Source organism: Pyrobaculum calidifontis JCM 11548 (genome assembly GCF_000015805.1).
In the GTDB taxonomy this organism is placed as follows: Archaea; Thermoproteota; Thermoprotei; order Thermoproteales; family Thermoproteaceae; genus Pyrobaculum; species Pyrobaculum calidifontis.
Genome location: NC_009073.1, coordinates 1,410,934 through 1,432,268 on the forward strand (window position 1 = coordinate 1,410,934; position 21,335 = coordinate 1,432,268).

General features: G+C 61.2%; 26 protein-coding genes. 6 read left to right on the forward strand and 20 right to left on the reverse strand.

Features of this window, described 5'->3' with window-relative positions:
• Nucleotides 1-20: 20 nt before the first annotated feature.
• Nucleotides 21-452, reverse strand: a complete 432-nt coding sequence (locus PCAL_RS08010) for a DUF1122 family protein (RefSeq protein WP_011850188.1) — start codon at nt 450-452, stop codon at nt 21-23.
• A gap of 44 nt (nt 453-496) precedes the next feature.
• On the opposite strand from PCAL_RS08010, the gene PCAL_RS11710 reads away from it, so the two are divergent.
• Genes PCAL_RS11710 through PCAL_RS08020 form a run of 3 tightly spaced genes read left to right on the forward strand, consistent with a single transcriptional unit; the run spans nt 497 to nt 3,204 of the window.
• Nucleotides 497-628, forward strand: a complete 132-nt coding sequence (locus tag PCAL_RS11710; protein WP_264317706.1) for a hypothetical protein — start codon at nt 497-499, stop codon at nt 626-628.
• A gap of 3 nt (nt 629-631) precedes the next feature.
• The gene (locus tag PCAL_RS08015; protein ID WP_011850189.1) at nt 632-1,264 is read left to right on the forward strand and encodes a metallophosphoesterase family protein; all 633 of its coding nucleotides are present in this window, start codon (nt 632-634) and stop codon (nt 1,262-1,264) included.
• A gap of 41 nt (nt 1,265-1,305) precedes the next feature.
• A complete protein-coding gene (locus PCAL_RS08020) occupies nt 1,306-3,204 on the forward strand; it encodes an oxidoreductase (protein WP_011850190.1) in 1,899 nt (632 codons plus the stop codon).
• Here PCAL_RS08020 and PCAL_RS08025 read toward each other — a convergent pair.
• The 6 genes from PCAL_RS08025 to PCAL_RS08050 form a co-directional block, all read right to left on the reverse strand.
• Nucleotides 3,201-4,067: a hypothetical protein gene (locus tag PCAL_RS08025; RefSeq protein ID WP_193322630.1), complete on the reverse strand. Its 867-nt coding sequence runs from the start codon at nt 4,065-4,067 to the stop codon at nt 3,201-3,203. The genes PCAL_RS08020 and PCAL_RS08025 overlap by 4 nt on opposite strands.
• Nucleotides 4,068-4,391: 324 nt before the next feature.
• Nucleotides 4,392-5,549 carry a M16 family metallopeptidase gene (locus tag PCAL_RS08030; RefSeq protein WP_011850192.1) on the reverse strand — a complete coding sequence of 386 codons (1,158 nt, stop codon included), beginning with the start codon at nt 5,547-5,549 and terminating at the stop codon, nt 4,392-4,394.
• 33 nt (nt 5,550-5,582) lie between these two features.
• Complete coding sequence (locus PCAL_RS08035) at nt 5,583-6,134, reverse strand: DUF3782 domain-containing protein (RefSeq protein WP_193322631.1); 552 nt, start codon at nt 6,132-6,134, stop codon at nt 5,583-5,585.
• A gap of 74 nt (nt 6,135-6,208) precedes the next feature.
• Nucleotides 6,209-6,862 (reverse strand): ATP-binding cassette domain-containing protein, encoded by a 654-nt coding sequence (locus PCAL_RS08040; RefSeq protein WP_011850194.1) that lies wholly within the window; start codon nt 6,860-6,862, stop codon nt 6,209-6,211.
• Nucleotides 6,846-7,766 carry an iron chelate uptake ABC transporter family permease subunit gene (locus tag PCAL_RS08045; RefSeq protein ID WP_011850195.1) on the reverse strand — a complete coding sequence of 307 codons (921 nt, stop codon included), beginning with the start codon at nt 7,764-7,766 and terminating at the stop codon, nt 6,846-6,848. Before PCAL_RS08045 ends, PCAL_RS08040 begins: the two co-directional genes overlap by 17 nt.
• Nucleotides 7,763-9,070 carry an ABC transporter substrate-binding protein gene (locus PCAL_RS08050; RefSeq protein ID WP_011850196.1) on the reverse strand — a complete coding sequence of 436 codons (1,308 nt, stop codon included), beginning with the start codon at nt 9,068-9,070 and terminating at the stop codon, nt 7,763-7,765. Before PCAL_RS08050 ends, PCAL_RS08045 begins: the two co-directional genes overlap by 4 nt.
• A gap of 280 nt (nt 9,071-9,350) precedes the next feature.
• Here PCAL_RS08050 and PCAL_RS08055 point away from each other — a divergent pair, with 280 nt between their 5' ends.
• Nucleotides 9,351-10,856 carry a bifunctional ADP-dependent NAD(P)H-hydrate dehydratase/NAD(P)H-hydrate epimerase gene (locus PCAL_RS08055; RefSeq protein WP_011850197.1) on the forward strand — a complete coding sequence of 502 codons (1,506 nt, stop codon included), beginning with the start codon at nt 9,351-9,353 and terminating at the stop codon, nt 10,854-10,856.
• Here the strand turns inward: PCAL_RS08055 and cobM are convergent.
• Genes cobM through PCAL_RS08095 form a run of 8 tightly spaced genes read right to left on the reverse strand, consistent with a single transcriptional unit; the run spans nt 10,853 to nt 16,336 of the window.
• A complete protein-coding gene (gene cobM, locus PCAL_RS08060; protein WP_011850198.1) occupies nt 10,853-11,638 on the reverse strand; it encodes a precorrin-4 C(11)-methyltransferase in 786 nt (261 codons plus the stop codon). The genes PCAL_RS08055 and cobM overlap by 4 nt on opposite strands.
• The gene (locus PCAL_RS08065; RefSeq protein WP_011850199.1) at nt 11,623-12,252 is read right to left on the reverse strand and encodes a cobalt-factor II C(20)-methyltransferase; all 630 of its coding nucleotides are present in this window, start codon (nt 12,250-12,252) and stop codon (nt 11,623-11,625) included. Before PCAL_RS08065 ends, cobM begins: the two co-directional genes overlap by 16 nt.
• The gene (cbiT, locus tag PCAL_RS08070; protein WP_011850200.1) at nt 12,245-12,832 is read right to left on the reverse strand and encodes a precorrin-6Y C5,15-methyltransferase (decarboxylating) subunit CbiT; all 588 of its coding nucleotides are present in this window, start codon (nt 12,830-12,832) and stop codon (nt 12,245-12,247) included. Before cbiT ends, PCAL_RS08065 begins: the two co-directional genes overlap by 8 nt.
• Nucleotides 12,829-13,839: a cobalt-precorrin-5B (C(1))-methyltransferase CbiD gene (gene cbiD, locus PCAL_RS08075; protein WP_011850201.1), complete on the reverse strand. Its 1,011-nt coding sequence runs from the start codon at nt 13,837-13,839 to the stop codon at nt 12,829-12,831. Before cbiD ends, cbiT begins: the two co-directional genes overlap by 4 nt.
• Nucleotides 13,836-14,573: a precorrin-3B C(17)-methyltransferase gene (locus PCAL_RS08080; RefSeq protein ID WP_011850202.1), complete on the reverse strand. Its 738-nt coding sequence runs from the start codon at nt 14,571-14,573 to the stop codon at nt 13,836-13,838. Before PCAL_RS08080 ends, cbiD begins: the two co-directional genes overlap by 4 nt.
• The gene (locus tag PCAL_RS08085; RefSeq protein WP_011850203.1) at nt 14,563-15,534 is read right to left on the reverse strand and encodes a precorrin-8X methylmutase; all 972 of its coding nucleotides are present in this window, start codon (nt 15,532-15,534) and stop codon (nt 14,563-14,565) included. The genes PCAL_RS08080 and PCAL_RS08085 overlap by 11 nt, the downstream gene beginning before the upstream one ends.
• Nucleotides 15,522-16,118, reverse strand: a complete 597-nt coding sequence (locus tag PCAL_RS08090; RefSeq protein ID WP_011850204.1) for a hypothetical protein — start codon at nt 16,116-16,118, stop codon at nt 15,522-15,524. The genes PCAL_RS08085 and PCAL_RS08090 overlap by 13 nt, the downstream gene beginning before the upstream one ends.
• Nucleotides 16,109-16,336, reverse strand: a complete 228-nt coding sequence (locus PCAL_RS08095) for a CbtB-domain containing protein (protein ID WP_193322632.1) — start codon at nt 16,334-16,336, stop codon at nt 16,109-16,111. The genes PCAL_RS08090 and PCAL_RS08095 overlap by 10 nt, the downstream gene beginning before the upstream one ends.
• A 66-nt stretch (nt 16,337-16,402) precedes the next feature.
• Here PCAL_RS08095 and PCAL_RS08100 point away from each other — a divergent pair, with 66 nt between their 5' ends.
• Both PCAL_RS08100 and cbiG read left to right on the forward strand, forming a co-directional pair.
• Nucleotides 16,403-17,038, forward strand: a complete 636-nt coding sequence (locus tag PCAL_RS08100; RefSeq protein ID WP_011850205.1) for a cobalt-precorrin-7 (C(5))-methyltransferase — start codon at nt 16,403-16,405, stop codon at nt 17,036-17,038.
• Nucleotides 17,028-17,969, forward strand: a complete 942-nt coding sequence (cbiG, locus tag PCAL_RS08105; protein ID WP_011850206.1) for a cobalt-precorrin 5A hydrolase — start codon at nt 17,028-17,030, stop codon at nt 17,967-17,969. The genes PCAL_RS08100 and cbiG overlap by 11 nt, the downstream gene beginning before the upstream one ends.
• A 778-nt stretch (nt 17,970-18,747) precedes the next feature.
• Here the strand turns inward: cbiG and PCAL_RS11610 are convergent.
• The 5 genes from PCAL_RS11610 to cobT are packed head-to-tail and all read right to left on the reverse strand — an operon-like array spanning nt 18,748 to nt 21,305.
• Entirely contained in the window at nt 18,748-18,924 is a 177-nt protein-coding gene (locus PCAL_RS11610) for a hypothetical protein (protein ID WP_226951936.1), read from the reverse strand.
• Nucleotides 18,925-18,953: 29 nt separating this feature from the next.
• Nucleotides 18,954-19,175: a hypothetical protein gene (locus tag PCAL_RS11615; protein WP_226951937.1), complete on the reverse strand. Its 222-nt coding sequence runs from the start codon at nt 19,173-19,175 to the stop codon at nt 18,954-18,956.
• Nucleotides 19,135-19,287 (reverse strand): hypothetical protein, encoded by a 153-nt coding sequence (locus PCAL_RS08115; RefSeq protein WP_011850209.1) that lies wholly within the window; start codon nt 19,285-19,287, stop codon nt 19,135-19,137. The genes PCAL_RS11615 and PCAL_RS08115 overlap by 41 nt, the downstream gene beginning before the upstream one ends.
• 21 nt (nt 19,288-19,308) lie before the next feature.
• Nucleotides 19,309-20,322, reverse strand: coding sequence for a bifunctional adenosylcobinamide hydrolase/alpha-ribazole phosphatase CbiS (gene cbiS / locus PCAL_RS08120; RefSeq protein WP_011850210.1), 1,014 nt, complete (start codon nt 20,320-20,322; stop codon nt 19,309-19,311).
• A complete protein-coding gene (gene cobT, locus PCAL_RS08125) occupies nt 20,295-21,305 on the reverse strand; it encodes a nicotinate mononucleotide-dependent phosphoribosyltransferase CobT (RefSeq protein WP_011850211.1) in 1,011 nt (336 codons plus the stop codon). The genes cbiS and cobT overlap by 28 nt, the downstream gene beginning before the upstream one ends.
• Nucleotides 21,306-21,335 lie beyond the last annotated feature (30 nt).

Sequence of the window (21,335 nt, forward strand, 5' to 3'; positions counted from 1 at the left end):
GCGCAACTCATTGCTTCCTTTTAAGGCTTCACGGCTTGTAGCTTCATGCCTCCCTCTAGTCCCCCCTCGGGGAAGTACCAGTCTTTTACTATCTTGAAGCCGCACTGCTCTAGCAGTTTTCCAAGTCTGGTCTCCCCTGGCGGGGTTCCCCTCTGGAGCTGGGCCAGGGTCTCTTTGTCGCCGACGTATTCGAGGTAGAGGACGTCGCCGGGCTCCATGTGGCGGTGGAGGACGCAGAGGACGTGGCGCAGCTCCTCGGCGGAGGCGCCTTGGCTTATGTTGAAGACCTCTGCCCACGGCGAGTAGTAGGGCGGGCGGCCCTTGAAGACTTTTACAACGCACAGCGCCTCCCCGCCCCTGTAGATTATGAAGTCCACCTCCTCGGGGTAGCGGCCCCTCTTTGCCACAGCTCTCAGAGGCGCAAAGGCCGAGGGCTCCAACTCAGCCAGCACGGCCGCACCTCGTCAAGTATTTATATCTATGTCTAATTGTCGGCGTGGCCGCTCTTTTGAGCCTTGTGGACGTGGTCATCGCAATAGCCTCCTCGTCGGCTACCCTAGGCCGCTGGCTGGCCGCCCAGCTGATAAAAATCCAGAGGGGTGAGCACGTGTTGAAGGCGGGGGGCTAGCCTATGCGCCTCCTCATCGTGGCAGACGTCCACGACGCCGTGGAGATGGTCAAGAGGATTAGGGAGTCCGTGGACGCGGTGATCGCTGCGGGGGACTTCACCTATAGGGGCACTCTAGAGACCTCTGCCGCGGTCCTCCACGCCCTCGCCGAGCTGGGCCCAGTCTACTTTGTCCCAGGCAACTGCGACCCTCCCCAGCTCGCCGACTACACGGCCGACGGAGTCTACCCTCTACACAGCCGTGTGGTCCAGCTCGGGCCCTTCCGGGTGGGGGGTGTGGGGGGTAGCACTCCCACCCCCTTCCCATACGCCAATCTGTTCGTCATGGGGGAAGGGGAGTTTGAGGCGTTGCTGAGGGGCCTCTCCCCAACGCCGCATGTCTTCGTCTCGCACGATCCCCCGAGGGGCCACTTAGACAGAGTGGGAGGGGTGAGGCCGGTGGGGAACTTGGCCGTGCGGCGGTACATAGAGGAGAGGCAGCCGCTTCTCTCTATCCACGGCCACATACACGAGGACAGGGGGGTGGACCTCTTGGGCGACACTGTGTTGGTAAACCCGGGTCCCTTGAAGGAGGGGTACTACGCCGTGGCGGAGTTGGACAGGACAGTCAAAGTGGAGCTAAAGAGAGTTAGGTAGGAGTCGAAGTTAAGCATAATAACTGCCGCGGTGGTTGCTACATGAAGCTATTTGAGGAGGGCTTTATCGCGGGGGTGAGAGTGCCCAACCGCATTGTAGTGGCGCCGCTGGGAGCCGGCCTTGCCCAAAACGGATTCGTCACCCCGGCCCTCATACAGCACTACGTAGAGCTCGCCGAGGCGGAGCCCGGCCTCGTGGTAGTGGAGGGGGCCGCCGTGTCTGAAGACGCGAGAGACAGCCACGGGATGTTGGCCATATACGACGACGCCTTCGTCGGAGGGCTCAGCCTGCTCGTAGACGAGATCAAGGCTAGGGGGCCCCGGGTGGCCATCCAGCTCCTGCACCCGGGCGGCGCGGCGAGCCCCAGGGTGAGGGGGAACGTGCCTGTGGCTCCCACGGCCATGGAGTACCTCCTGTTTGTGCACGGGAGACACGCCTTTAAGGCACACGCGAGGGAGCTCACTAGGGAGGAGATAAAGCGGTTGGTTGAGAAATTCGCCGAGGCCGCCGGCAGGGCCAAAGACGCTGGGTTTGACTTTGTGCAAATAAACGCGGGTCACGGCTGGCTGTTCAGCCAGTTCCTATCACCCCGCACGAACAAGAGGAGCGACGAGTATGGGGGGCCCATTGAGAACAGGATAAGATTCGCCATCGAGGTGGCAGAGGCGGTTAAAAGCCAGGGGATACCCCCCATCTTTAGAATAGACGCGGTAAACCCCGCATATGGGGGAGTCACAGAGGAGGAAGTGCTCTACTTCGCCAAGAGGCTTGAGGAGGCCGGCGCCGCGGCCATAGAGGCGTCAGGCGGCCCAGCGCCCATAAGCCCCGCGGTATTCCCACAGGGGCTCTTCCTAGAGGGAGCCGCCAAATTGAAAAAGGCGTTGAAAATCCCTGTAATTGCCATTGGCGCATTAGACCACGACTTGGCCAACAAGGCCCTAGAAGAGGGGCTGGCAGACTTCGTGGCCTTTGGAAGAGCCTTTATAGCAGACCCTCAGTGGCCTATCAAGCTGAGGCAGGGCAGGCCAGAGGACATACGGCCGTGCGTTAGGTGCAACGAGTGTATAGACAGGGGGTTTAGCCTCAGGCAACTGCCGCCCAAATGCGCCGTGAATCCGCAGTTCCTCAGATTCGCCAAGCCCAAGCCCCCAACCCACGTAAAGACGGTGGTGGTAGTCGGCGGGGGCCCCGCGGGGATGGAGGCGGCCCGGGTAGCCGCCGAGAGGGGGCACCGAGTGGTCCTCTACGAGCAGAGCCACCAGCTAGGCGGGAACTTAATACCCGCCACGGCCTCCCCCTTTAAACAAGACCTTAGGCGCTACCTGGAGTGGCTAAGGCGCCAAGTCCACAAGGCTGGCGTAGAGGTGAGGCTAGGCACAAGGCCCACCCCCGAGGAGATACTCAGCCAGAGGCCCGACGCCGTGATCCTCGCCCTGGGGTCAGAGCCGGCAACCCCCAACATCCCCGGCATAGAGCAGGGGGTATACGCCGTCGACGTCTTATTGGGCAAGGCAAAGGCGCAGGGCAGAGTGGTCGTCCTAGGCGGCGGGCGAGTGGGCGGAGAAACGGCGCTACACTTAGCCCTAGAAGGCGCCCAAGTGGCCATAGTGGAAATCCTCCCAGACATTATGACAGACCTAGAGCGCAGCTACAGGCTGGCCATGTTAGGCGAGCTCAAGAGGAGGGGAGTCTCCATATATACAAACTTCCGCACACTGGAAGTACGCCCGGGGCGCCTCTACGGACTCCACAACGGCAACCCCGTGGAGGTGCCCTTCGACACCCTCGTAATAGCCACTGGAATGCGCCCCAGAGACACAGCCCCCTACAGGGCCCTGGCAAAACACGGCGTTGAGGTATACGAGGTGGGAGACTGCGTAAGGCCGAGAAACCTCTACGCCGCAGTCCACGAGGCCTACAACGTGGCCAGCAGACTTTAGGCAGTCGCCCCAGGCCCGCCGCCCCCCTCCTTTTTCTTCTTCAGTCTCTCAAAGTAGAGAGAGGCCTTGATCATATAGGCGTAGAGATACGCCCTGAACACTTCAACCTTGTAAGTCTCTAAAAACCAGCGCCACAAGATGTCCAACGCCTTGTCCAACTCCTCAAAGGAGATCTCCTCATCAGGCTTAGAGAAGACCGCCTTTATAAACTCCAGCTCCTCCCTAGACACGGGGTTAGGCGCCGCGACCCCCGCAATAGCCCTAAGCTGGGCCTTGGCGAAGTCCCTCTCACCCTCCGTAAACAGCCCCTTCAACGCCACGAAGTCCACCACAAAGGTGTTCATGGCAACTGCGGCGGATAAGACAGACTCAGAAGACCGGCGAATCTCCCCCCGCAACTCTTCCCCCAGCTCCTCAATCCGCTTCTCCACACCTTGAAAACGCCTCTCAACCTCACCCCTAAACTCCGCAAACCGCCTATCCATTTCTCCCCTAAGCTCGGCGAAACGTTTATCCATCTCTTCCCTCAGCTCTGTAAAACGTCTATCTACGTCTCCCTTAAGCTCTGTAAACCGCCTCTCCACGTCGCCCCTAAGTTCTACAATTTGTCTCTCCACAGCTTGAAACCGCCTATCCGCGTCCCCCCTAAACTCTGCAAATCGCCTATCTACCTCGGCAAAGCGTTTGTCCATCTCCGCCCTAAGATCTGCGATCTGCCTCTCCACCGCCTTAAAGCGCATGTCCACTTCCTCAAACCTCTCGTCAATAGTGGCAAACTTCCTCCCCAGCCAGTAGGCAAGCCCCACAATCTGCGCCACGACAGTCGCGAGAAGGCCAAACAGAGCAATCCACACCTCATCCACAGACACACCCCCGCACAGAGATAAAAACTTTTCAACACCACCAGCGCCCAACAGCCCAAACGCCGGCAACCCGCCATACGACGCGCCTACACCCAGCCCCCTCGCCACCCCACCGCGACAACGGCAGAGTTGTCCCACATGGTCACATACCCGACGCCGTCTGCAACGCCAAACTCTCTCACAAAAAGGTTACGCCTAGAGACACCGTGTGAAGCTACGTAAGCCGACTCAAGCAGGTTAGACATCTCCTTTTCTTGGGAAACACGCTCGAGGTAGAAACCCAAGCCCCGCTACAGCCAGCGGGAGGCGCCCACGGCGCCTGGGCTAGCCGTGTACCACCGCCTCGGCCTCTCTGACCACGTATGGCGGCATCCACTCGGTGCCCCTCTCTGCGGCCCTCCTCAGCTCCTCCTCCATGGCCTCGGGCCGGCCACCCTTCGCCATGTACTCAGCCAAGGCCAGGGCGCGGCCGGCGGGCGAGCGCAGTGTGCTGGACATGAGGTAGTCGTAGAACCGCATCCTGTACTCCGGCGGCTCTCTCGGCTTCAGCGCCTCGGCCACCGCAGTCCTGGCGTCGCCGAGAGACCTCGCCGACTCCACCACCACGGCTAGGTAGGCCACCTGCCCCACCACGTCGAAATCCACGTAGAAGGAATACGCCACGCCCCTGTCCCTCACCACGTTGAAGAGTATAGACTTAGTCCCAGTCTCCAAGTGGAAAGCCGCGCCGTGGAGGAGGGCGTACGCGGCCGGGGGGCTGTCCACGGCCAGCCTAACCGCCCTGGCGTAGTACACCCCATCCACCTCCCCCACCTCTTCCACAAACCCAGGCCCAACCCCCTCCGAGGGGTCTCCCTTGCGCGGCGCCGCCCCCTCCAACGAGCCGAAGAGAGAGGCGGCCCTCTCCACAGCCTCGTCGGAGAAGCCCCCCGAGAGCACCACCACGGTGTTGTCGGGGGTGAACCACCTCTCCTTGTGCTCAACCACGTCCCCCAGCGAGAGGGAGCCCACAGTCTCCGGCGTCCCGCCCACCGGCGCCCCCCAGTCCGAGTCCCCGAAAAGCGCTCTCACTACTAGGTCCCCCACCCGCTCCGACGGGTCCTCCCGCGACATGCGCAACTCCGAGAGAACCACGTCCCGCTCTCTCTCAAAGTCAGCCGCCTCGTACCTCCCATTGGCGTAGATGCGGTAGGCCAGCTCCACGAGGCCCACGGCAGAGCCCCCAAGCCCCTCAAAGACAAACGCCACGAAGTCCCTGTGCGTATACGCGTTACAGCTACCCCCGAGAGATTCCACAGCCATATCCACGTCGAAGCCCGGCACCCTAAACGAGAGGTGCTCCAACAAATGCGTCACCCCCCGCGCCTCCCGCGGCTCGAAGAGCGACCCAACCCCCACCGACGTCACAACAGCCGCCAACGGTGAGTCAAACTTATCAACAACGAGCCTGACGCCGTTCTCCAACGAGATAACTCGACGCACAATGGGCAGAACAGGTTCAGTTATAAACCTGCGCTAGACCAAATCGCCGTAGAGGAGAGTTACGCCGAGTTTTTCAGCCCTCTCTAGGGCCTCCCTAGCCGCGTGCACTCCCACGATTATTTTGCCCTCTGCGCGCCTTCCGAGTATTCTCTCCACGGCGTCTGCCACTAAGTAGAAGCGGTCCACATCCTCGGGCTCCACGAGGCTCTTCAACTCTACGAGAAACGTCTTGTCGTTAGACACGTAGAGGTCTACCTCGTACACCACGCCCCTCGGCCCATACCTCCCCTCCCTATCCTCAAACCTAAACTTCTCCACCACGTACTCCCCGACCCCCAGCCTCTTCAACAACTCGTCGACCAACGCCCGGACGTCAACGCCGAGCCTCCTGCCCAAAGATCCCACGGCCACCTTTAGATCCCTCACCTCTTTCACTAATGTTATTAGCACCTTTCTCTGTCTCTTAAGTTCCCTTTCTACTGCGTCCATGCGCCTTAAAAGTTCTAGTATCCCCAGCTTGCCAGCTACAGCATAGCGAAACTCTTTGTCTTTCTCTAGTAGGTCTAAGAACTCCTCCTTGTTCACAATAGCTAACACGCGTAGAGATAAAAAAGTCTTCAAATGCACCCCCTTGGCATAAACGGCGTGTGAAAATCGAATTATCTACACGCCTTTGGCCGCGTGAGGTGGGCGGGGTCTATCTGGCTGGGCGGCCCTGCCCACTTGACCTCTCCGTCTTCTATCACCATTACGTAGTCGCAACAGGGCAGGACGTCGAGGTGGTGTGTGGTGTAGGCTATTATCTTGCCCCGCGCCTCTCTTTTGAGCAACTCCGCCAGCTCGGCGCGTCTGTCGCCGTGGAGGTTCGCCATGGGCTCGTCGAGGAGGAGTAGGTCGGCCTCTGTGGCTAGCGCCGCGGCCACCACGGCGAGTTGTCTCTGCCCCCCGCTGAGGGTGCCCCACCTCCTCTGGAGGAGGGCCCCGACGCCCACTAGCTCGGCGAAGCGGGCCGCGGCCGCGGCGTCTTCCCTCCCCACCGGCTTCCCCCCGAAGCGCGTCCGGCCGGCGAGGACTACGTCCATCACTGTGCTGTCTGGCGGGGCGTATAAGTCGCCCACGTACGCCCTCGACTTGACGCCGACGTACTCCACCCGCCCCTTGTCTGGCTTGAGGATGCCGGCCAGTATTTTGAACAGCGTGGTCTTACCCGCGCCGTTGGGCCCCACTACGCATGTGGCGCCTTCCCTCAGCTCCCCCCTTGCCGACAGGCGGAATTCGCCGAGGCGCTTCTCTACGTCAAAGGCCACGTACATACTTCAGCAGAAGCCAGGCGGCGGCCGGGGCTCCGACGATCGACAGAACCACTGTGGCTGGGACGTCGCGGGGCAGGAGGAGGCGTATGGCGTTGTCTGCGGCTAGGGCGAGGGCGACGCCCATGGCCGCGGCGGCGTGGAGAGTTTTGTCAAAGCGGACGCTCTTCTCCGCCCACTTGGCCATGTGCGGCGCCAAGAGACCGATAAACCCCACAGGCCCCACCGTAGCCGTCGCAACGCCCGCCGCCGCGGCGCCTGCGGCGGCGATGAGGAGGTTTGTCTTCTCCACGTCCACGCCGAGGCCCTTAGCCGCCTCTTCGCCGTGGATGTAGGCCGCTATGCGCCTAGCCCTGGCCCATGCTGCGGCGTATATTGCGGCGACGGCGGCAGCCGCGGCGTAGCCCACGGGGCCGGGGGGATATGCGGCGAAGGTTCCCTGCAGCGACAGGTAGATGTAGCCCAGCTCCTCTGGGGGCAGGGCGAGGAGGAGGAGCTGTGTGGCCGAGGAGGCGGCGAAGGCGAGGAGTACTCCGAAGAGCACTACGACGGTGAGGGGGGCCCTCCTCGCGGCGTAGAGGAGGACGGCGGTGGCGGCCGCGGCGCCGAGAAGCGACCCAGCGAGGTAGCCCAGGTAAGGCGCGGAGAAGAGGCGCCAGAGGACGTAGGAGAGGAGGGCTGTGAAGAGGGCGGTCTGGCTGACCCCTAGGAGGTAGGGGTCGGCGAGGGGGTTGCGGAGGGCGGTCTGGAGCAGGTGGCCCGATATGGCGAGGGCGGCCCCTGCGGCCACGGCCCCGAGGGCGCGGGGCAGTCTAACCGCCTCGACTATGGCGGGGTCAAAGCCGGCGGGTCCCCAGGCTAGTTCCAGGAAGAGGAGTGGGATTATGAGGAGGTATATGGCCTTCACCTCAGTGGCACAAAGAGGGTGAAGTTGCCCGGCGGGGCCAGCTCGGGGTGTATTATCCAGAGTAGCTCTTCGAGCACTTGGTCGGGGTATGCGTTGGCGAGTTGGTAGAAGGCGTCGCTGTAGGCGTATAATCTGCCCACTGCGACGGCCTTTAGCTCGGAGAGCCTCGGCTCGATTTTCAAAATGTCGGAGACGGACTGCACGCCATAGCCCGACCACACGAGGACGTCCACGTCCTTCTCCTTCAGCACCACCTCCAGGTCTACGCGGCTGTAGTTTGAATAGGCGTAGCGGCCCCCGGCGAGGGATATGAGCTCTCTCACCTGCGGCCCCGCTGGGTACAGGACGCCGCCGAATATTATGAACCAGGCCACCCTTGGCCTATGCTCGGCCTCCCTCGCCAACGCGGCTAGGCTGTTCCACTTGGCCTCCGCCCCGTCGAAGATTTTGACGGCCGCGTCGGTGAGGTTGTAGAAGGCGGCTATGAACTTTATCCACTCGGCCCTGCCCAGGGGGGACCCCTCCTGGAACTCGTTGACCACGGCGTAGGGGATTTTCAACTGGTCAAGCCGCTGTATCACCGCCTCTGTGCCGTAGGGGCCGGGGTAGAAGTAGACAAAGACCACGTCTGGCTTCAGCGCGGCTATTTGCTCATAGTTGGGCGAGCTGGCGGGCCCCACGTCCCTGATTGTGCCGTTCTCAAGGGCCTTCGCCACCTCGGGGAGGTGCCACGCGTACTCCTTCCCCCACATTATGCCCACCACCGACTTAAGCACGTGGGCATCGCCGCCCTCCTTGTACAGGCGGTACGCCATGGCCACATGCGTAGAGGACATGTACACGGCGCGTTGCACGGGGTAGTAGACCACGGCGGCTGGCTTGTACTTATCCACGTAGAACTTTGTGAGGGCCGGGCCCGCGCCCCTGGGGGCGAGGAGTATCGTCCTGCCGAGGGCGTCCCTCAGCACGTAGTAGCCCCCCTCGTACCTTATGGAGAACAGCTTGGCGTACTTGACCGGCACCTCGCCGGCGGGGGCCTGGGCGGCCTTTAGCAGAATGGCCGTGGCGTTTTTCGCCGCGGCGGCCTCCCTCTCCACGTTGGCCAGCCTCTGCTCAACCCCAGACGCCAGAGAGGCGAGGGTGGAGTTCAGCGACTTTACGGCAGATGTGAGAGCCCCCAGCTCCTGCCCCGTCGCGTGGAGCGCCTCCTCGACCTTAGCCGAGGTGGACCAGGCCAGCGCCACTGCCAGTATGGAGATTAACAACGCAGCCGCGGCTAGTCCCAGCGTAATTTTTTGACTCATATGTGGGAGAAATATCCCATATTTAACAATTTCCATAAGAGATTTAACGACGGGCGAGGTGCCCTCCGTGATGAGCATGGGAACGGCGTATGTGTGAAGAGGGCTTGATTAACTGACGTCTACTGGAGCTCTGTCCTCGCTTGGCTGTAGCCGTTTGGGCTAGCATTGTGCGAGTGGGGAGCCTTGACTGCGGCTCTGTCATGCAAACAACTCACTATGCTCGCCGCATTAAGTGGCTGGCGCGGGTAATTGATAAAATATTGACGTATCTGGGGGGGGCATGGCCATCTCTTCTCTGGAGATGTATGTGGCGGATCGTAATGCCGAGTGGCTTGGGGTGCCGCGGCTTGTGCTTATGGAGAACGCCGGGGCGGCTGTGGCTAGGAACCTTCTGCGGAAGTTTCCCAACGCGTCAAACGTCCTGGTGGTGTGTGGCACTGGTGACAACGGCGGTGATGGCTACGTCGCGGCGCGGCACCTCCACGCGGCTGGGAAGAGGGTGAGGGTGGTGGGGCTGGGCGAGCCAAGGGAGGAGCTGGCGAGGGTCAACTTCGAGGCTGTGAGGAGGCTGTGGGGGGTGGAGCTGGCGGTGGTCCGCGACGTGTTGGAGCTGTTGGCTTTGCAGGACTGGTTCCTCTGGGCTGACGTCATTGTAGACGCCGTGTTGGGGACGGGGATTAGGGGTGTGTTGAGGGAGCCGCAGGCCACCGCCATTGACCTCATGAACGCCGCGGCGGCGCCTAAGGTGGCTGTGGATGTGCCAAGCGGCCTTGACCCAGACACGGGGGAGGTGAGAGACAAGGCCGTCAAGGCCGCGCTGACGGTCACTTTCCACAAGGCTAAGAGGGGCCTCTTGGCGCCTGGCGCCGAGAGGTACGTGGGGGAGCTTGTGGTGGAGCCCATCGGCATCCCGCCTGAGGCTGAGCTGGTGGTGGGGCCGGGGGACTTCGCCTACCTCAACTTCTCTAGGCGGGCTGACTCTAAGAAGGGGGACCACGGGAGGGTGCTGGTGGTTGGGGGCTCGTTGGAGTACTCGGGGGCCCCCGTCTACGTGGCTAAGGCCGCTCTGAGAGGCGGCGTGGACTTGGCAGTGGTGGCGGCGCCCGAGCCGGCGGCCTACGCGGCCAAGGCGCAGGGCCCTGAGGTCATCGCCATACCCCTCGAGGGGGCCCGCCTCTCCCTCAAACACGTGGACAAGCTGGCGTCTCTTGCGGAGCGGTTCGACGTAGTGGCCATGGGGCCCGGCCTTGGGACTGAGGGAGAGACGCCAGACGCCGTGCGCGAGCTGTTCAACAAGCTGGCCGGGAGGAAGCCGCTGGTGGTAGACGCAGACGCGATAAAGGCGCTTAGGGGAGTGGAGGCGAGGGGTGTCGTGGTCTTTACTCCGCACGCGGGGGAGTTCAAGGCGCTCACCGGCGTGGAGCCCCCCGCAGATCTGAGGGCTAGGGCCGAGGTGGTGAAGGAGTGGGCGGCGCGGCTCGGAGGCGCGGTCATCCTCCTCAAGGGCAGGTTCGACGTGGCCTCAGACGGGCAGAGGGTTAAGATAAACGCCACGGGGACACCTGCAATGACCGTGGGGGGCACTGGCGACGTGCTCACGGGCCTTGTGGCGGCCTTCCTCACCAAGTCCAAGGACCCCCTAGAGGCGGCGGCGGTTGCCGCCTTCGTCAACGGCCTCGCTGGCGAAGAGGCGGCGGCTCAGCTGGGCTTCCACATAACAGCCACAGACCTCCTAGACCGCATCCCCGGCGTAGTCAAGAGGTTTGCGAGAGAGCAGGTGGTTTAACGCGGCTCTTCGACACGCCTTGGCCGATAGCTGTGTGAGTGGCTTGGGTCGTATACGGAGCTCCTCGGTAGCTCGGGTGGGCTCACGGGCTCACCCACTATGATGATGGAGTCGCGGACTATTCTCTCTCTTTTGACTTTCTCCGCTATGTCCCCGAGTGTGCCTGTCACTATCTTCTGGTCTGGCCATGTGGCCTTGTATACCACCGCGACTGGGGTATCGGTGCCAAGGCCGCCTTGCAACAGCTCGTGGACCACCTTGTCTATTACGTGGACGCCGGTGTATATCACTGCGACTGCCCCCGTCTTGCGCATGAACTCTGCCACATCTACGAGGGACCCCCTCATGGGCACTCTGGTGGACGCCCTCGTAATAACTACGTGTTGCACTCTCTTGGGCACGGTCAGCTCAATCTTCATGGCTGAGGCGGCCGCAAGCGCCGCCGTGACGCCTGGCACAACTTCGTAGGGTATGCCCAGCAACTGGAGGGGGATTATCTCCTCCCACAAGGCGCCGTATATGGAGGGGTCGCCCGACTTTAGCCTGGCCACGAGCAACCCCTTGGAGGCCTTTTCCACGAGGATTGAGACTATCTCCTCTGTGGTCATAGAAGCGCTGTTGTAGACCTCGGCGTCTGGCCTCGCGTATTTCAAAAGCTCGGGGTTAACTAACGACCCCGCGTAGACCACTACGTCTGCCGCCTGGAGGTACTTCAGCCCCTTCACAGTGATGAGCTCTGGGTCGCCGGGGCCGGCGCCTATGAACACTACCTTGCCCGCCATAGGTACACAGTGGTGAAGTAGTCAGTCCACCCCACGGCCCGGCCCACAGCCTCTCCCTCCATGTGGCACCTCCTGACAGCCGCGCCGGCATATGAAGAGAGGAGGCGGTTTAACAAGTCTAGGTTCTTGTTGGCCTTGACCACCACCACTGCGTCGAAGAGGGAGAGGGCGGTCTCCACTAGCTCCGGCCTCGTGGCTGGCACAATGGCCACGGCCTCGTCCCCGACGGCGAGCGGCCTGCCGACTTTGAGTGAACAGGAAACTATGGCGGAGACGCCGGGGATGTACTCCACGGGCTCATCAACGTAGGGCAGGAGCTTGGCGAAGGTGCTGTACAGCGCGGGGTCTCCCAGCACCACATACGCCTTCTCTCCCCCGTACCTCTTCACCGCCTCCGCGGCCTTGGCGTAGTCCTCAGAGGCGCTGGCGCCCATCTTGAACTCCAGCTCCACTACTTGGCCGCCGGCGTACCTCTCCACTATCCTCCTCGCCAGGCTGGCCTCTGAGGAGGTGGACTTGGGCACAAAGACCACGTCTGCCCTCTGGAGGGCCTTAAGCGCCTTAATTGTCACAAGCTCCGGGTCTCCGGGGCCTAGGCCAATTACCCTAAGCATATGCCGTAATTATGTAGACGGGGTTTAAAGCGGTCATCACCGTGTACCTTCCCTTGCGCTGTCCGCGGGCGACGAATATCTGGGTCACCTCGTAGTCTAGGCCCAACTCGCCGAGGGCCTCCACCGCCGCCTTAAGCGACTCCAAAGTCACCACGTCGGCGACTATGATCCCCTTTTCCATGCGCTCCACAGCGGCCTTGATTATGGCCGGTAGCTCAAGCCCTCCCCCGCCGACGAAGTAGCGGTCTGCCTTAGGCAACTCGGCCAACACCTCCGGGGCCTTTCCCCTCACCAACACCACTCTGTCCGCCACGCCGAACTTCTCCGCGTTGCGCTTAGTCAACATGAGCGCCTCCTCGTCGTAGTCCACGGCGTATACGCGCGACCCCTCTCCCATTATAAGCGCCGCCTCCACAGACACGCTCCCTGTCCCACAGCCCACGTCCACTAAGACGCCGCCTCTGCGTAGCCTAAGCTTTGAAAGAGCTACTGACCTCACCTCCGCCTTGGTCATAGGCACGCCCTCCGCCCTCTCAAACAGCTCGTCGGGTATTCCCGGCGTTGCGTAGGGCCAAGTCATACCTTGGCCAACAGCTCCCCTCCCCTTGCGAACACCACCACTACTACGTCGTTGCCCAACGCCTGCTTAGCCCTAACGGCCATGTGTTCCACCACGGCCCTGGCGTGTGGGCCCAAGTAATACAGCGCCTCTTCCACAGACGAGGCCTTAACTAGTGCCCCAAGCAGTGCGGGATCTACGCCCACCGCCACGGCCGAGTAAAGCACGGACTCTACGCCGCATTTACACAACTTGCTGTGGGTGTTCAACGCACCGCAAGCTATCTTAGCCAGCTTGCCCGGCATCGTGGCCAAGTAGATCTCAGAGAAGCCAAACTCCCTAGCCGCCGCCACGGCCTCTCCCACTAAGTCCCCTATTTTGACCACACAGTCGCATATGGCGGACCTGGCATATTGGGCGCTTCCACTCCCCTGCGCCAACACCACTCTGTCCCCAGACGACCTCAGCACCTTCAGCTCGGCCTTTACATGTTCAATATACCCCTCGGCGCTCACTGGATACTCTATGCCAGTGGTGCCCAGTATAGACACTCCGCCCACGATGCCAAGCCTCTCGTTCATGGTTAACTTGGCCAGCTCCTCCCCGCCGGGCACCTCTATCACCACTTCACCGCCCTTCGCCACCTCTCTAAAGGCCTCCTCAATCATCCGCCTAGGCACAGGGTTTATGGCGGGCTCTCCGGGGGGCACCGGCAAACCGGGCCTAGTGACCACGCCGACCCCCCTGCCCCCCTTAACTACCACCTCCTCGCCCCCCAGCCTCGCACACGCCTTGATTATCGCCCCGTCCAAGACGTCGGGGTTGTCCCCAGAGACCTTCTTTACCTCGGCGCAGTGCCTCCCCTCTTCTACGTACAGCCTCTCCACGGGCACCTCAATCCTTAGCCCAATGGGCGTAGGCACTACCACAGCTCTGGGCCGCTCCCCCAGCGCAAACAGCGCGGCGGCCTTGGCCGCAGCAGCCGCCGCGAGGCCGGTGGTTATCCCAAAACGCATCAGTGGAATCATAGCCGGTACTTCCTGCTGTATCCCCTCGGCGTAATCATGTAGCTGCCCCAGACAAATGTCTCAGAGTTGCCCACTATGAGGATAGTGCGCATGTCCACCTCGTCTACGTCTACTTCGCCCAACGTGGTTATCTTCACCGCCTCTCCCTCTCTGTAGGCGTTTTTAACAACTCCCACAGGCGTCGAGGGGCCTCTGACGGCCTTTACCACCTCTAAGACGCGCCTCAGCAGCCCACTATCTATGGGGTTGTACAACGCAATTACAAAGTCGCCCTCTGCGGCCTTCAACGCCCTGTGGAGAATCACATCCTCGGGGGTCAGAAGGGGGCTTAGGTTCAACACGACGAAGTCTGATCCTAGAGGCGAGCCGAGCCTAGCCCCAGCGGCCAGCGCCGCGGTTACGCCAGGCACCACCTCCACATCTACGGAGATCCCCCTCTTGGCCAACATCTCAAAGAGGAGGGGGGCCATGCCGAAGACTTGCGGATCTCCGTCTGAGACCAAGGCCACGGTCTTCCCCTCCAGCGCCTTGGCTATAGACACCTCTGCCCTGTACACCTCCTGCCGCATCTTGGCCGAAACCACCTCCTTGCCCCCGAGGAGGTCCTCCACCAGCTTTATATACGTCTCATACCCCACCACCACCTCGCTTTTAGCTATGGCGTCAATTGCGGCGAAGGTGCGCTGGGAGGGGTGGCCGGGGCCTATTCCCACTACGTATATCTTACCGCCCATGGGCCAGCTTGACCAGCTCGTTGAAAAGCGCCACGGCGATTCCAGATCCGCCGTATGTCCCCCTGACCACTGCGGCGGGGATGCCAGACTCCACGAGCTCCTCCTTGACTCTCTCGGCATTGGTGAAGCCCACGGGGGACGCCACCGCAAAGGCCAACTCAGCCTCGCCGCTCCTCCACGCGTCTAAGCCTGCCTTAAGCGCCGTGGGGGCATTGCCCACTGCTAAGATCCCGTGCTTAAGCTCTCTGAGCCAGTGGCGCACGCCCTGCGCCGCCCTCGTCACGCCTATTGCTTGAGCGGGCGCATCCACTGCCACGTACACCCTTCGGTACTTGAGCCCAGCGGCCACCATTCTCACGTCAGCGACAGCTGGCACCTCGGCACGCACTGCCTCCTCGGCGGCCTTGAGCAAGTCGGGGGAAATCCACACGTTCTTCGCCAGCTCTAGGTTGCCGCTTGCATAAACCGCCCTGGCTATGAGGCGGTCTCTCCAGTTGGACAAGTCGAGGCCTAGCCTTTCAGCCACGTACCTCATAGACGACTCCTCCACCTCCTCTGGATCCCACACGACGTCTGGGCTCTGCCGCGCGCCCTCGCCTGCCTCAATGGCCCTTACTATGCGTGAGAGAAAGGCTGACAACACCAGCGGCGAGTCGCCCAGCGGCCTTGTCACATAGACCCTCTTCCCATACGTGGGAGAGGTGGCCCACTGCTCAAAGTCCACGCCTAATTCGCGGAGGATGTCCTTGGCCACGTGGTTCCCCTCGCCGAGGAAGGCCAGCGCAATTATCACGTCTCCCTCCGCTTCTCTTATTAGTTGCCGCCAGTTGGGCTCGGCGTATTCGTTGTACCCCACCACGGCCCTAACTCCAAGGCGCTTTGACGCCTCGGCGGCCCACCTCTCCATTAGCTCGTTAAACGCCGACCTCCGGGAGCCGTGGTTGACAACTATGACCTCCATAGCCTCCTAAGGGGGGCAAATATAGATGTTAAAATCGCCAGCGAGCTCCAGAACAGCGCCCAAGACGCCAGGGAAAGGCCTTGGAGGGCCCTCAGCTCTGGCACAACTCCCGCGTATTTGTCGGGGAGAGTGAAGCTTGGAAATAGGAGGGGGCCAGCCCCAAGGGCCGCGGCGCCTGCGACTGCGGCAAGCCCTCCCCTCAGCACCAACAGAAGCGCAAATAGGTTGTAGAGCAGATACGCACCGTGCACCGCCTCTCGCCACCACACCGGCTCCACGTAGGAGACTCCATGCGGAGTGGGGAGCCACTTGAGGCCTGGTAGGAGGGAGAAGGCCACAAACATAAGCGCGGCCGTCTTGGCCACGCCGTGGCGCATGGACAAGTAGTGGAAAGGAGCAGCCCACGCGGCCCCAAGGGCCATGGCCACGAGCGGGAGAGCCCACCCTGCGTATTCCTCCTCCCCCTCAACCACGGCCAGCTTGTCGTGGAGTAACTCCGCCAGGGGGGCCGCGAAGTAGTAGAGGAAGGCCAGCTGGACCAGCGCCGCCAGTGCCCCGGCCACGAGGGCCAGCCTCAGTGACATGGTATACCAAGGAGGTGTCTCAGCTCGTGTATTGCGTTGTATATAGGCGCTGGCACTATCTTCTGAAGAATTCCCCCGAGCGCCGCGTCAATCACGGCGGGGTAGAGGAGCACGGCCAGAGTAACCCCCGCCGCCGCAAGGGCGAGCGCCGTCTTTAGAGGAAAACGGCTTGTCTTCTGCGCCAGTTTAAGGCCTAGTTTTTTGGTTTTAATTTTCATAGTTGGGATATTTCTCCTATATTTAAGCTTTTTCAGATTTAAATACCTGAAAAATTCTCTACCCCCATGCTGTACATAGTGGGCGTGGGGCCTGGAGACCCCTCTCTGGCCACGTTGAAAGCCGTAGATACAATCCGCGGGTGCAGAGTGGTGTTGGGCTGGCGTAGCGTGGTGGAGAGGTTTAAACACCTGCTTGATGGAAAGGAGGTGGTTTATTTGACCTATGGGAATCAAGAGGCTGAGTTGAGGAGGGCGGCCGAGAGGGCCGCGGGCGATGAGGTCTGCCTCTTGGTGCATGGCGATCCCCTGGTCTCCGACTGGGAGCTTCTTGAGAGGGTAAGGGCGCTTGGCGTAGATTTCGAAGTGGTGAACGGCGTCTCCTCTGTAAACGTGGCGCTTGGAAGAGTGGGGCTGGACTTGGCTCAGGTGGTGTTTCTCACCATGCACGCCTCAAGGCCGCAGGACGTAGCCGAAGTGGCTTGTGTTGCAAGGAGCAGGGCGCTTGTAATTTTCCCTCCCCCTGGCGGAATTAGGCGGCTGGCAGAGGCGTTGATCTCGCTGGGCATGGGCAAGTGCCGCGCCGTGGTGCTGGAAAACCTTACTCTGCCGGGGGAGTGGGAGTGGAGGGGGTCTGTAGAAGAGATGGCAGAGCTCGACGCAGGGGACCTCGCGGCCGTCGTGGTGGACTGCCGTGTCTCTTGACCTGCTGTGGAGGGGGGTTGCCGTAGTGTACGCCTCAGAGGCTGGGCGGCATCCCGCCGAGAGAGTGGCCGAGTCGCTGAGGGGGGCGGGCGTGGCAGCATATATCTTCAGGTACGGCCAGTTGGAGGACGTCTGGGGATGCTACGACGCGTATGTGTTCGTCATGGCGCTGGGGGGCGTGGTGAGGTGGCTCTGCGGCAGACTGGTGGACAAGGCGGCGGACCCCCCAGTCGTGGTGGTGTCCCACGACTTAGGCCACGTGGTGCCGGTGGTGGGCATGCACAGGGGGGCCAACGGCTTGGCCATAGAGCTGGCGAAGCTTCTTGGCGCAACTCCAGTCTTGACAACGGCCGCTGAGGCGGCGGGATTTGCGCCCGTCGAAGACCTCGAGAGGGCGCTACTGTGCGGCTTAGATCCGCGAGACGCCTTAGAGGTCTACCGGGCGCTTGCGTTGGGCAAGACGGTGTGCGTCGACGCCCCTCTTCCACGCCCCCTCCCTGGCTATAGGCAGGGCAACGACTGCGACGTGGTGGTGTGGGTGGGTTGCGATGGGGAGATGTGTTGTAGGCCGTGGAAGATTTACGCAGGCTTCGGCGCCACTTCTACGGCTACCGTAGAGGACGTAGTAGAGGCTATTCTACAAGCTATGAAGGCGGTGGGGGCAACGACTCTGGAGGCCGTTGCGTCGATAAAGCCTCTCGTCTATCAAGTGGCCGAGAGGCTGGGAACGAGGCCCATCTTGCTTAACCCGGGGCAACTGGCGAGGGATCGGTGCCTCTCGCCGCCTCTTGAAATCGCCAAGGCTACAGTGGGCGCGGGAAACGTGGCTGAAGCATCTGCGCTAGCCGCGGCGGGCCCCCGCGGCTTTTTGCTCTACAGAAAGAGATCCTACAAGCGTCGGGTAACTGTGGCGATAGCCGCATCAACCTAAAGCCACGCTACTTTAACGCCACAGAACAAAAGCTAAAGCGGCGGTTTTTCAAGGATCTTGGCGCGCGGAATCTTGGGCCTTATAGTACGGAATCACGGTGTCAGGAGCGATTGCCGGGCGCAGTACTGACGCTACGATTGACGACCATGTCTTGCGGCTCAAGAGGCGTGTCGCTAAGTCGGCTGGCAGGCGCGTGACGCCTTCTCCTTAGCAGTCCCCATTCCCCGACCTCCTTCGACTGAAGTTTGAATCTCCATAAACATCTTATACATTTCACTTTATAAACATGTTTCAACTTTCTCCAGTCATATATAGAAAATTATAATTTTTTGAATATTTTACACCATCGTCCCCTTACACATATTAGCAACGGCGCATCCTACCACCGTTGCCAGATATTGAAAAGAGGCGTAACAACACATCGCGTCAGCTATAGGCCCGCCTAATTTAACGACACAATGCATGTACCTTCCCGTCTCTCCGCCAACTGTGTCACAGAAGTTATGCGACCACTTCGACTGAGGGAGGCACGCCGAGACTTGACTCAGCACACAGCCGCCGCCAAGGACGACTGCCAACTCGTGACTAGACGGCAGAGAAAAGTTTATCTAAAAACACAAATAATGTACATGGAGAGGTGGAGGGGAGAGGTCAGTGTGCCAGGTCACGGACAGGAACCCCTTAGCTCCCTTTCACCATCCCCTCCCCCCGATGAGTTTTCTCAAAAAATCCTGGGGATTTTGGCCAATTCCTCTGAGTGTTAAAGCACAGGTGCATATCACTGTGTAGGAGACGATAGTTTAAGGCAAGATAATAACCTAAATGCCGACTGTCTAACGGTGTCCTCGTTGCAGAAGCGCCACAAGCCCCTCTTGGCGTCTAGTATTATTATGCACAGCTTCCCCACGACGTAGTCACTTAGCAATACCTCGTCGATGTAGAGGTTCACCGCCACGTTGACCACTAATCGCCTACCCTCTAGCTCTAGCTCTCCCCAGTCTCTATATACGCCATCTCAACCTCTCCGCCGCCTGTATCGGCTGAGACAAGCCAAGCTCTTGTAGGGGGCCACAAACCGAGGGCCTTTGCAACGGCTGTGGGTACCGCCACGTCGGGCGCTGGGGATTCAAAGCCCGTGTTAACGAGGGCCGACGTGGACACCTCTCTATTTCCCGCCCTCAGCCTTATCTTCACTCTGACGGCCACATATCTCCCCCACGACCCTTTTTATCCTCATGTAGCCTATCTTTATACGGGGCCTCCTCGCCTCTCTATACGCCTCGAACATGGCCTTCAGCTCGGGAGGTAGCTCTTCCACAACCTTATCGCGGTATAAAAATTATTGCCTCTCGCCCCCATACGCCTTTTTGTAGAGGGATAGATACACCGAGGCCAGCAACGCCGACATTATGTCGTCTGCAAAGGGGGCGAGCTCTCTAAAGGCGCCCCTCTTCTTCACCCGCTCGACCCAGTAAGTGGTCAAGACTGCTTGGAATCCCCCGAGGTAGTCCGCCAGCGCCACACCGAGGAGCTCGTCTGCGACAAGCCTAGGCGAGTCGCTTTTGAACTCCTCCGCCGAGAGCCCTGGGATGAGGCCCCTTGTGCCCATGGCGTCCAGCTCAGAGGCGGCCAAGATGAGGGCCCAGACGTTTGGGTCTTTGAGGAATTTGTCAAGCTCTCTCAGCTCTTCCCCCTCCTTCACTGGCAGAGGAGCCTCCTTAAGCAAGGCGGCGAAGGCTTGCGAGAACTCCCTCCTAGTGGCCCCGAGCGCTCTTTCAAAGAGGTCGTAGGCGTCCAAAGCGACGACAAGCTCGTAGACGAGCTGCGTAGCCCTTTGCCCCAGCTCGGTGGCGGGGCCGGCGTGATGTATCGACTCTCCTTGCCTCTCCGGCACGGCTACTAGAACCGCGTCGGTGACTGTGCCTGGGCTCCTCATGCCGTTGCATCTGGCCAGCCTGTCCACCGCGGCTAGGCACTTGGCCTCCACCGCTGTCCTCAGGAGGTCTACCATGCCCCACTTGGACAGCGGAGCGTCTGCTATAACGGCCACGTTGATAGTCCCCCCGACGCAACTCGTCGGCGACATGGCCACTGTGGCCGCCGCGGAGACGGGGCCCTCGGCCCTTACGCCAAAGGACTCGGGTAGCTTTGCCGCCGTTAGAAAGACCGCAGTGTCTTCCCCCAGCGCCTTCCTCACGCGGGCCGCCTCTGCCTCGTAGGTATCGGAGAAGTCCTTGTCCACCTGCTTAAACGCTATTCTAGCGATCTGGGGCGGCGTGGGGAGAGAGGAAATGGCGCGGTGCGCCTCGCCGAGTTCCACCACCACTAGTCCCCTCTCTTTACGTATCTCCATACGCGCTCGTACTCGGCCTCCACCAGCTTCAACACGTCGCGCCCCATGGACTGGGCGTAGAAGAGCGCCCCGCCCATCCCCACCCCCTCCTTAACGGCGCCTCTCTCATAGGCCCTAAGCCCCTCGTACTTCGACTCGCCGAAAGAGGCGGTGGCCACGTGGACGTTTTTGACCCCTACCTCGGCCATTAGGCCGAGGAAGTCCGCCGACTTGTCTTCCACAATCCACCTAGTGGTAACCACATGCAACTTGGCGAGGTCGCCGCCCATGGCCTTGTAAATCGCCGCGGCCGCCGCCATCTGAGTACCCCCCGCCAATACCGGGACTCCGCCCGCCTCAGCGACGCCCAGCGCAATTGCCGCCAAGGCGGGGTGGACCGGGTCGCCCAGCTCGCATACCACCCTGAGCGGGTCGGGGGGCGGCTTGGCCCTCTCGAGGGCATCCATTACGACTTGGGCCTTAAGCTCCTTTGGATTATTGGGCGAGGCGGAGCTGGTCCTGCCCCAAGCGTTGTATCCCAGCCCCACTAGTATGGCCATGGCCGTGGTGGTTCCCCCTGGTATAGACTCTCCGAGGTACACTACGCCGAGGCGGCCCAGCTCCCGCCCGAGCATCCTGCCCCTGCTCGCCAGCTCCTCGGCCGCGGCGCAACTCATGGCAGGGCCCCTCCTTATGTCCCCGCCTGGCTCGCCGCCTAAGTCCACATACGGCACCCTCGGCCTCACTCTAGCCCCGGCGTTTACCACCAGCTTAGGCACGTCGAAGGCCACTGCCCTTGTGACAAGCGCGGGGGTGGGAATGCCGTCGGGCGTCACTGGCACTACGTCGAGGGTGATAGGCCTCCCGGTGAGGAGATATTCCACGTCCAAGGCGGGGGTATAGTGGGTAAGCTCAGGAGTAGCCCCCGCAACAGTTATGCCGGGGATTAGAGAGACGTCTGTAGTCCCAATCACCACGGCGAATATGGCTGGCTTTAAGTTCATAAGAGGGAGAGAAATCCATTATATAAGTAA

Bases quoted from the DNA above. Each gene is read 5' to 3' on its own strand.
- PCAL_RS08015 (WP_011850189.1), top strand. From the start codon at position 632: ATGCGCCTCCTCATCGTGGCAGACGTCCACGACGCCGTGGAGATGGTC.
- PCAL_RS08020 (WP_011850190.1), top strand. From the start codon at position 1,306: ATGAAGCTATTTGAGGAGGGCTTTATCGCGGGGGTGAGAGTGCCCAAC.
- PCAL_RS08040 (WP_011850194.1), bottom strand. From the start codon at position 6,862: ATGTACGTGGCCTTTGACGTAGAGAAGCGCCTCGGCGAATTCCGCCTG.
- PCAL_RS08050 (WP_011850196.1), bottom strand. From the start codon at position 9,070: ATGAGTCAAAAAATTACGCTGGGACTAGCCGCGGCTGCGTTGTTAATC.
- PCAL_RS08055 (WP_011850197.1), top strand. From the start codon at position 9,351: ATGGCCATCTCTTCTCTGGAGATGTATGTGGCGGATCGTAATGCCGAG.
- cobM (WP_011850198.1), bottom strand. From the start codon at position 11,638: ATGGCGGGCAAGGTAGTGTTCATAGGCGCCGGCCCCGGCGACCCAGAG.
- PCAL_RS08065 (WP_011850199.1), bottom strand. From the start codon at position 12,252: ATGCTTAGGGTAATTGGCCTAGGCCCCGGAGACCCGGAGCTTGTGACA.
- cbiT (WP_011850200.1), bottom strand. From the start codon at position 12,832: ATGACTTGGCCCTACGCAACGCCGGGAATACCCGACGAGCTGTTTGAG.
- cbiD (WP_011850201.1), bottom strand. From the start codon at position 13,839: ATGATTCCACTGATGCGTTTTGGGATAACCACCGGCCTCGCGGCGGCT.
- PCAL_RS08080 (WP_011850202.1), bottom strand. From the start codon at position 14,573: ATGGGCGGTAAGATATACGTAGTGGGAATAGGCCCCGGCCACCCCTCC.
- PCAL_RS08085 (WP_011850203.1), bottom strand. From the start codon at position 15,534: ATGGAGGTCATAGTTGTCAACCACGGCTCCCGGAGGTCGGCGTTTAAC.
- PCAL_RS08090 (WP_011850204.1), bottom strand. From the start codon at position 16,118: ATGTCACTGAGGCTGGCCCTCGTGGCCGGGGCACTGGCGGCGCTGGTC.
- PCAL_RS08095 (WP_193322632.1), bottom strand. From the start codon at position 16,336: ATGAAAATTAAAACCAAAAAACTAGGCCTTAAACTGGCGCAGAAGACA.
- PCAL_RS08100 (WP_011850205.1), top strand. From the start codon at position 16,403: ATGCTGTACATAGTGGGCGTGGGGCCTGGAGACCCCTCTCTGGCCACG.
- cbiS (WP_011850210.1), bottom strand. From the start codon at position 20,322: ATGGAGATACGTAAAGAGAGGGGACTAGTGGTGGTGGAACTCGGCGAG.
- cobT (WP_011850211.1), bottom strand. From the start codon at position 21,305: ATGAACTTAAAGCCAGCCATATTCGCCGTGGTGATTGGGACTACAGAC.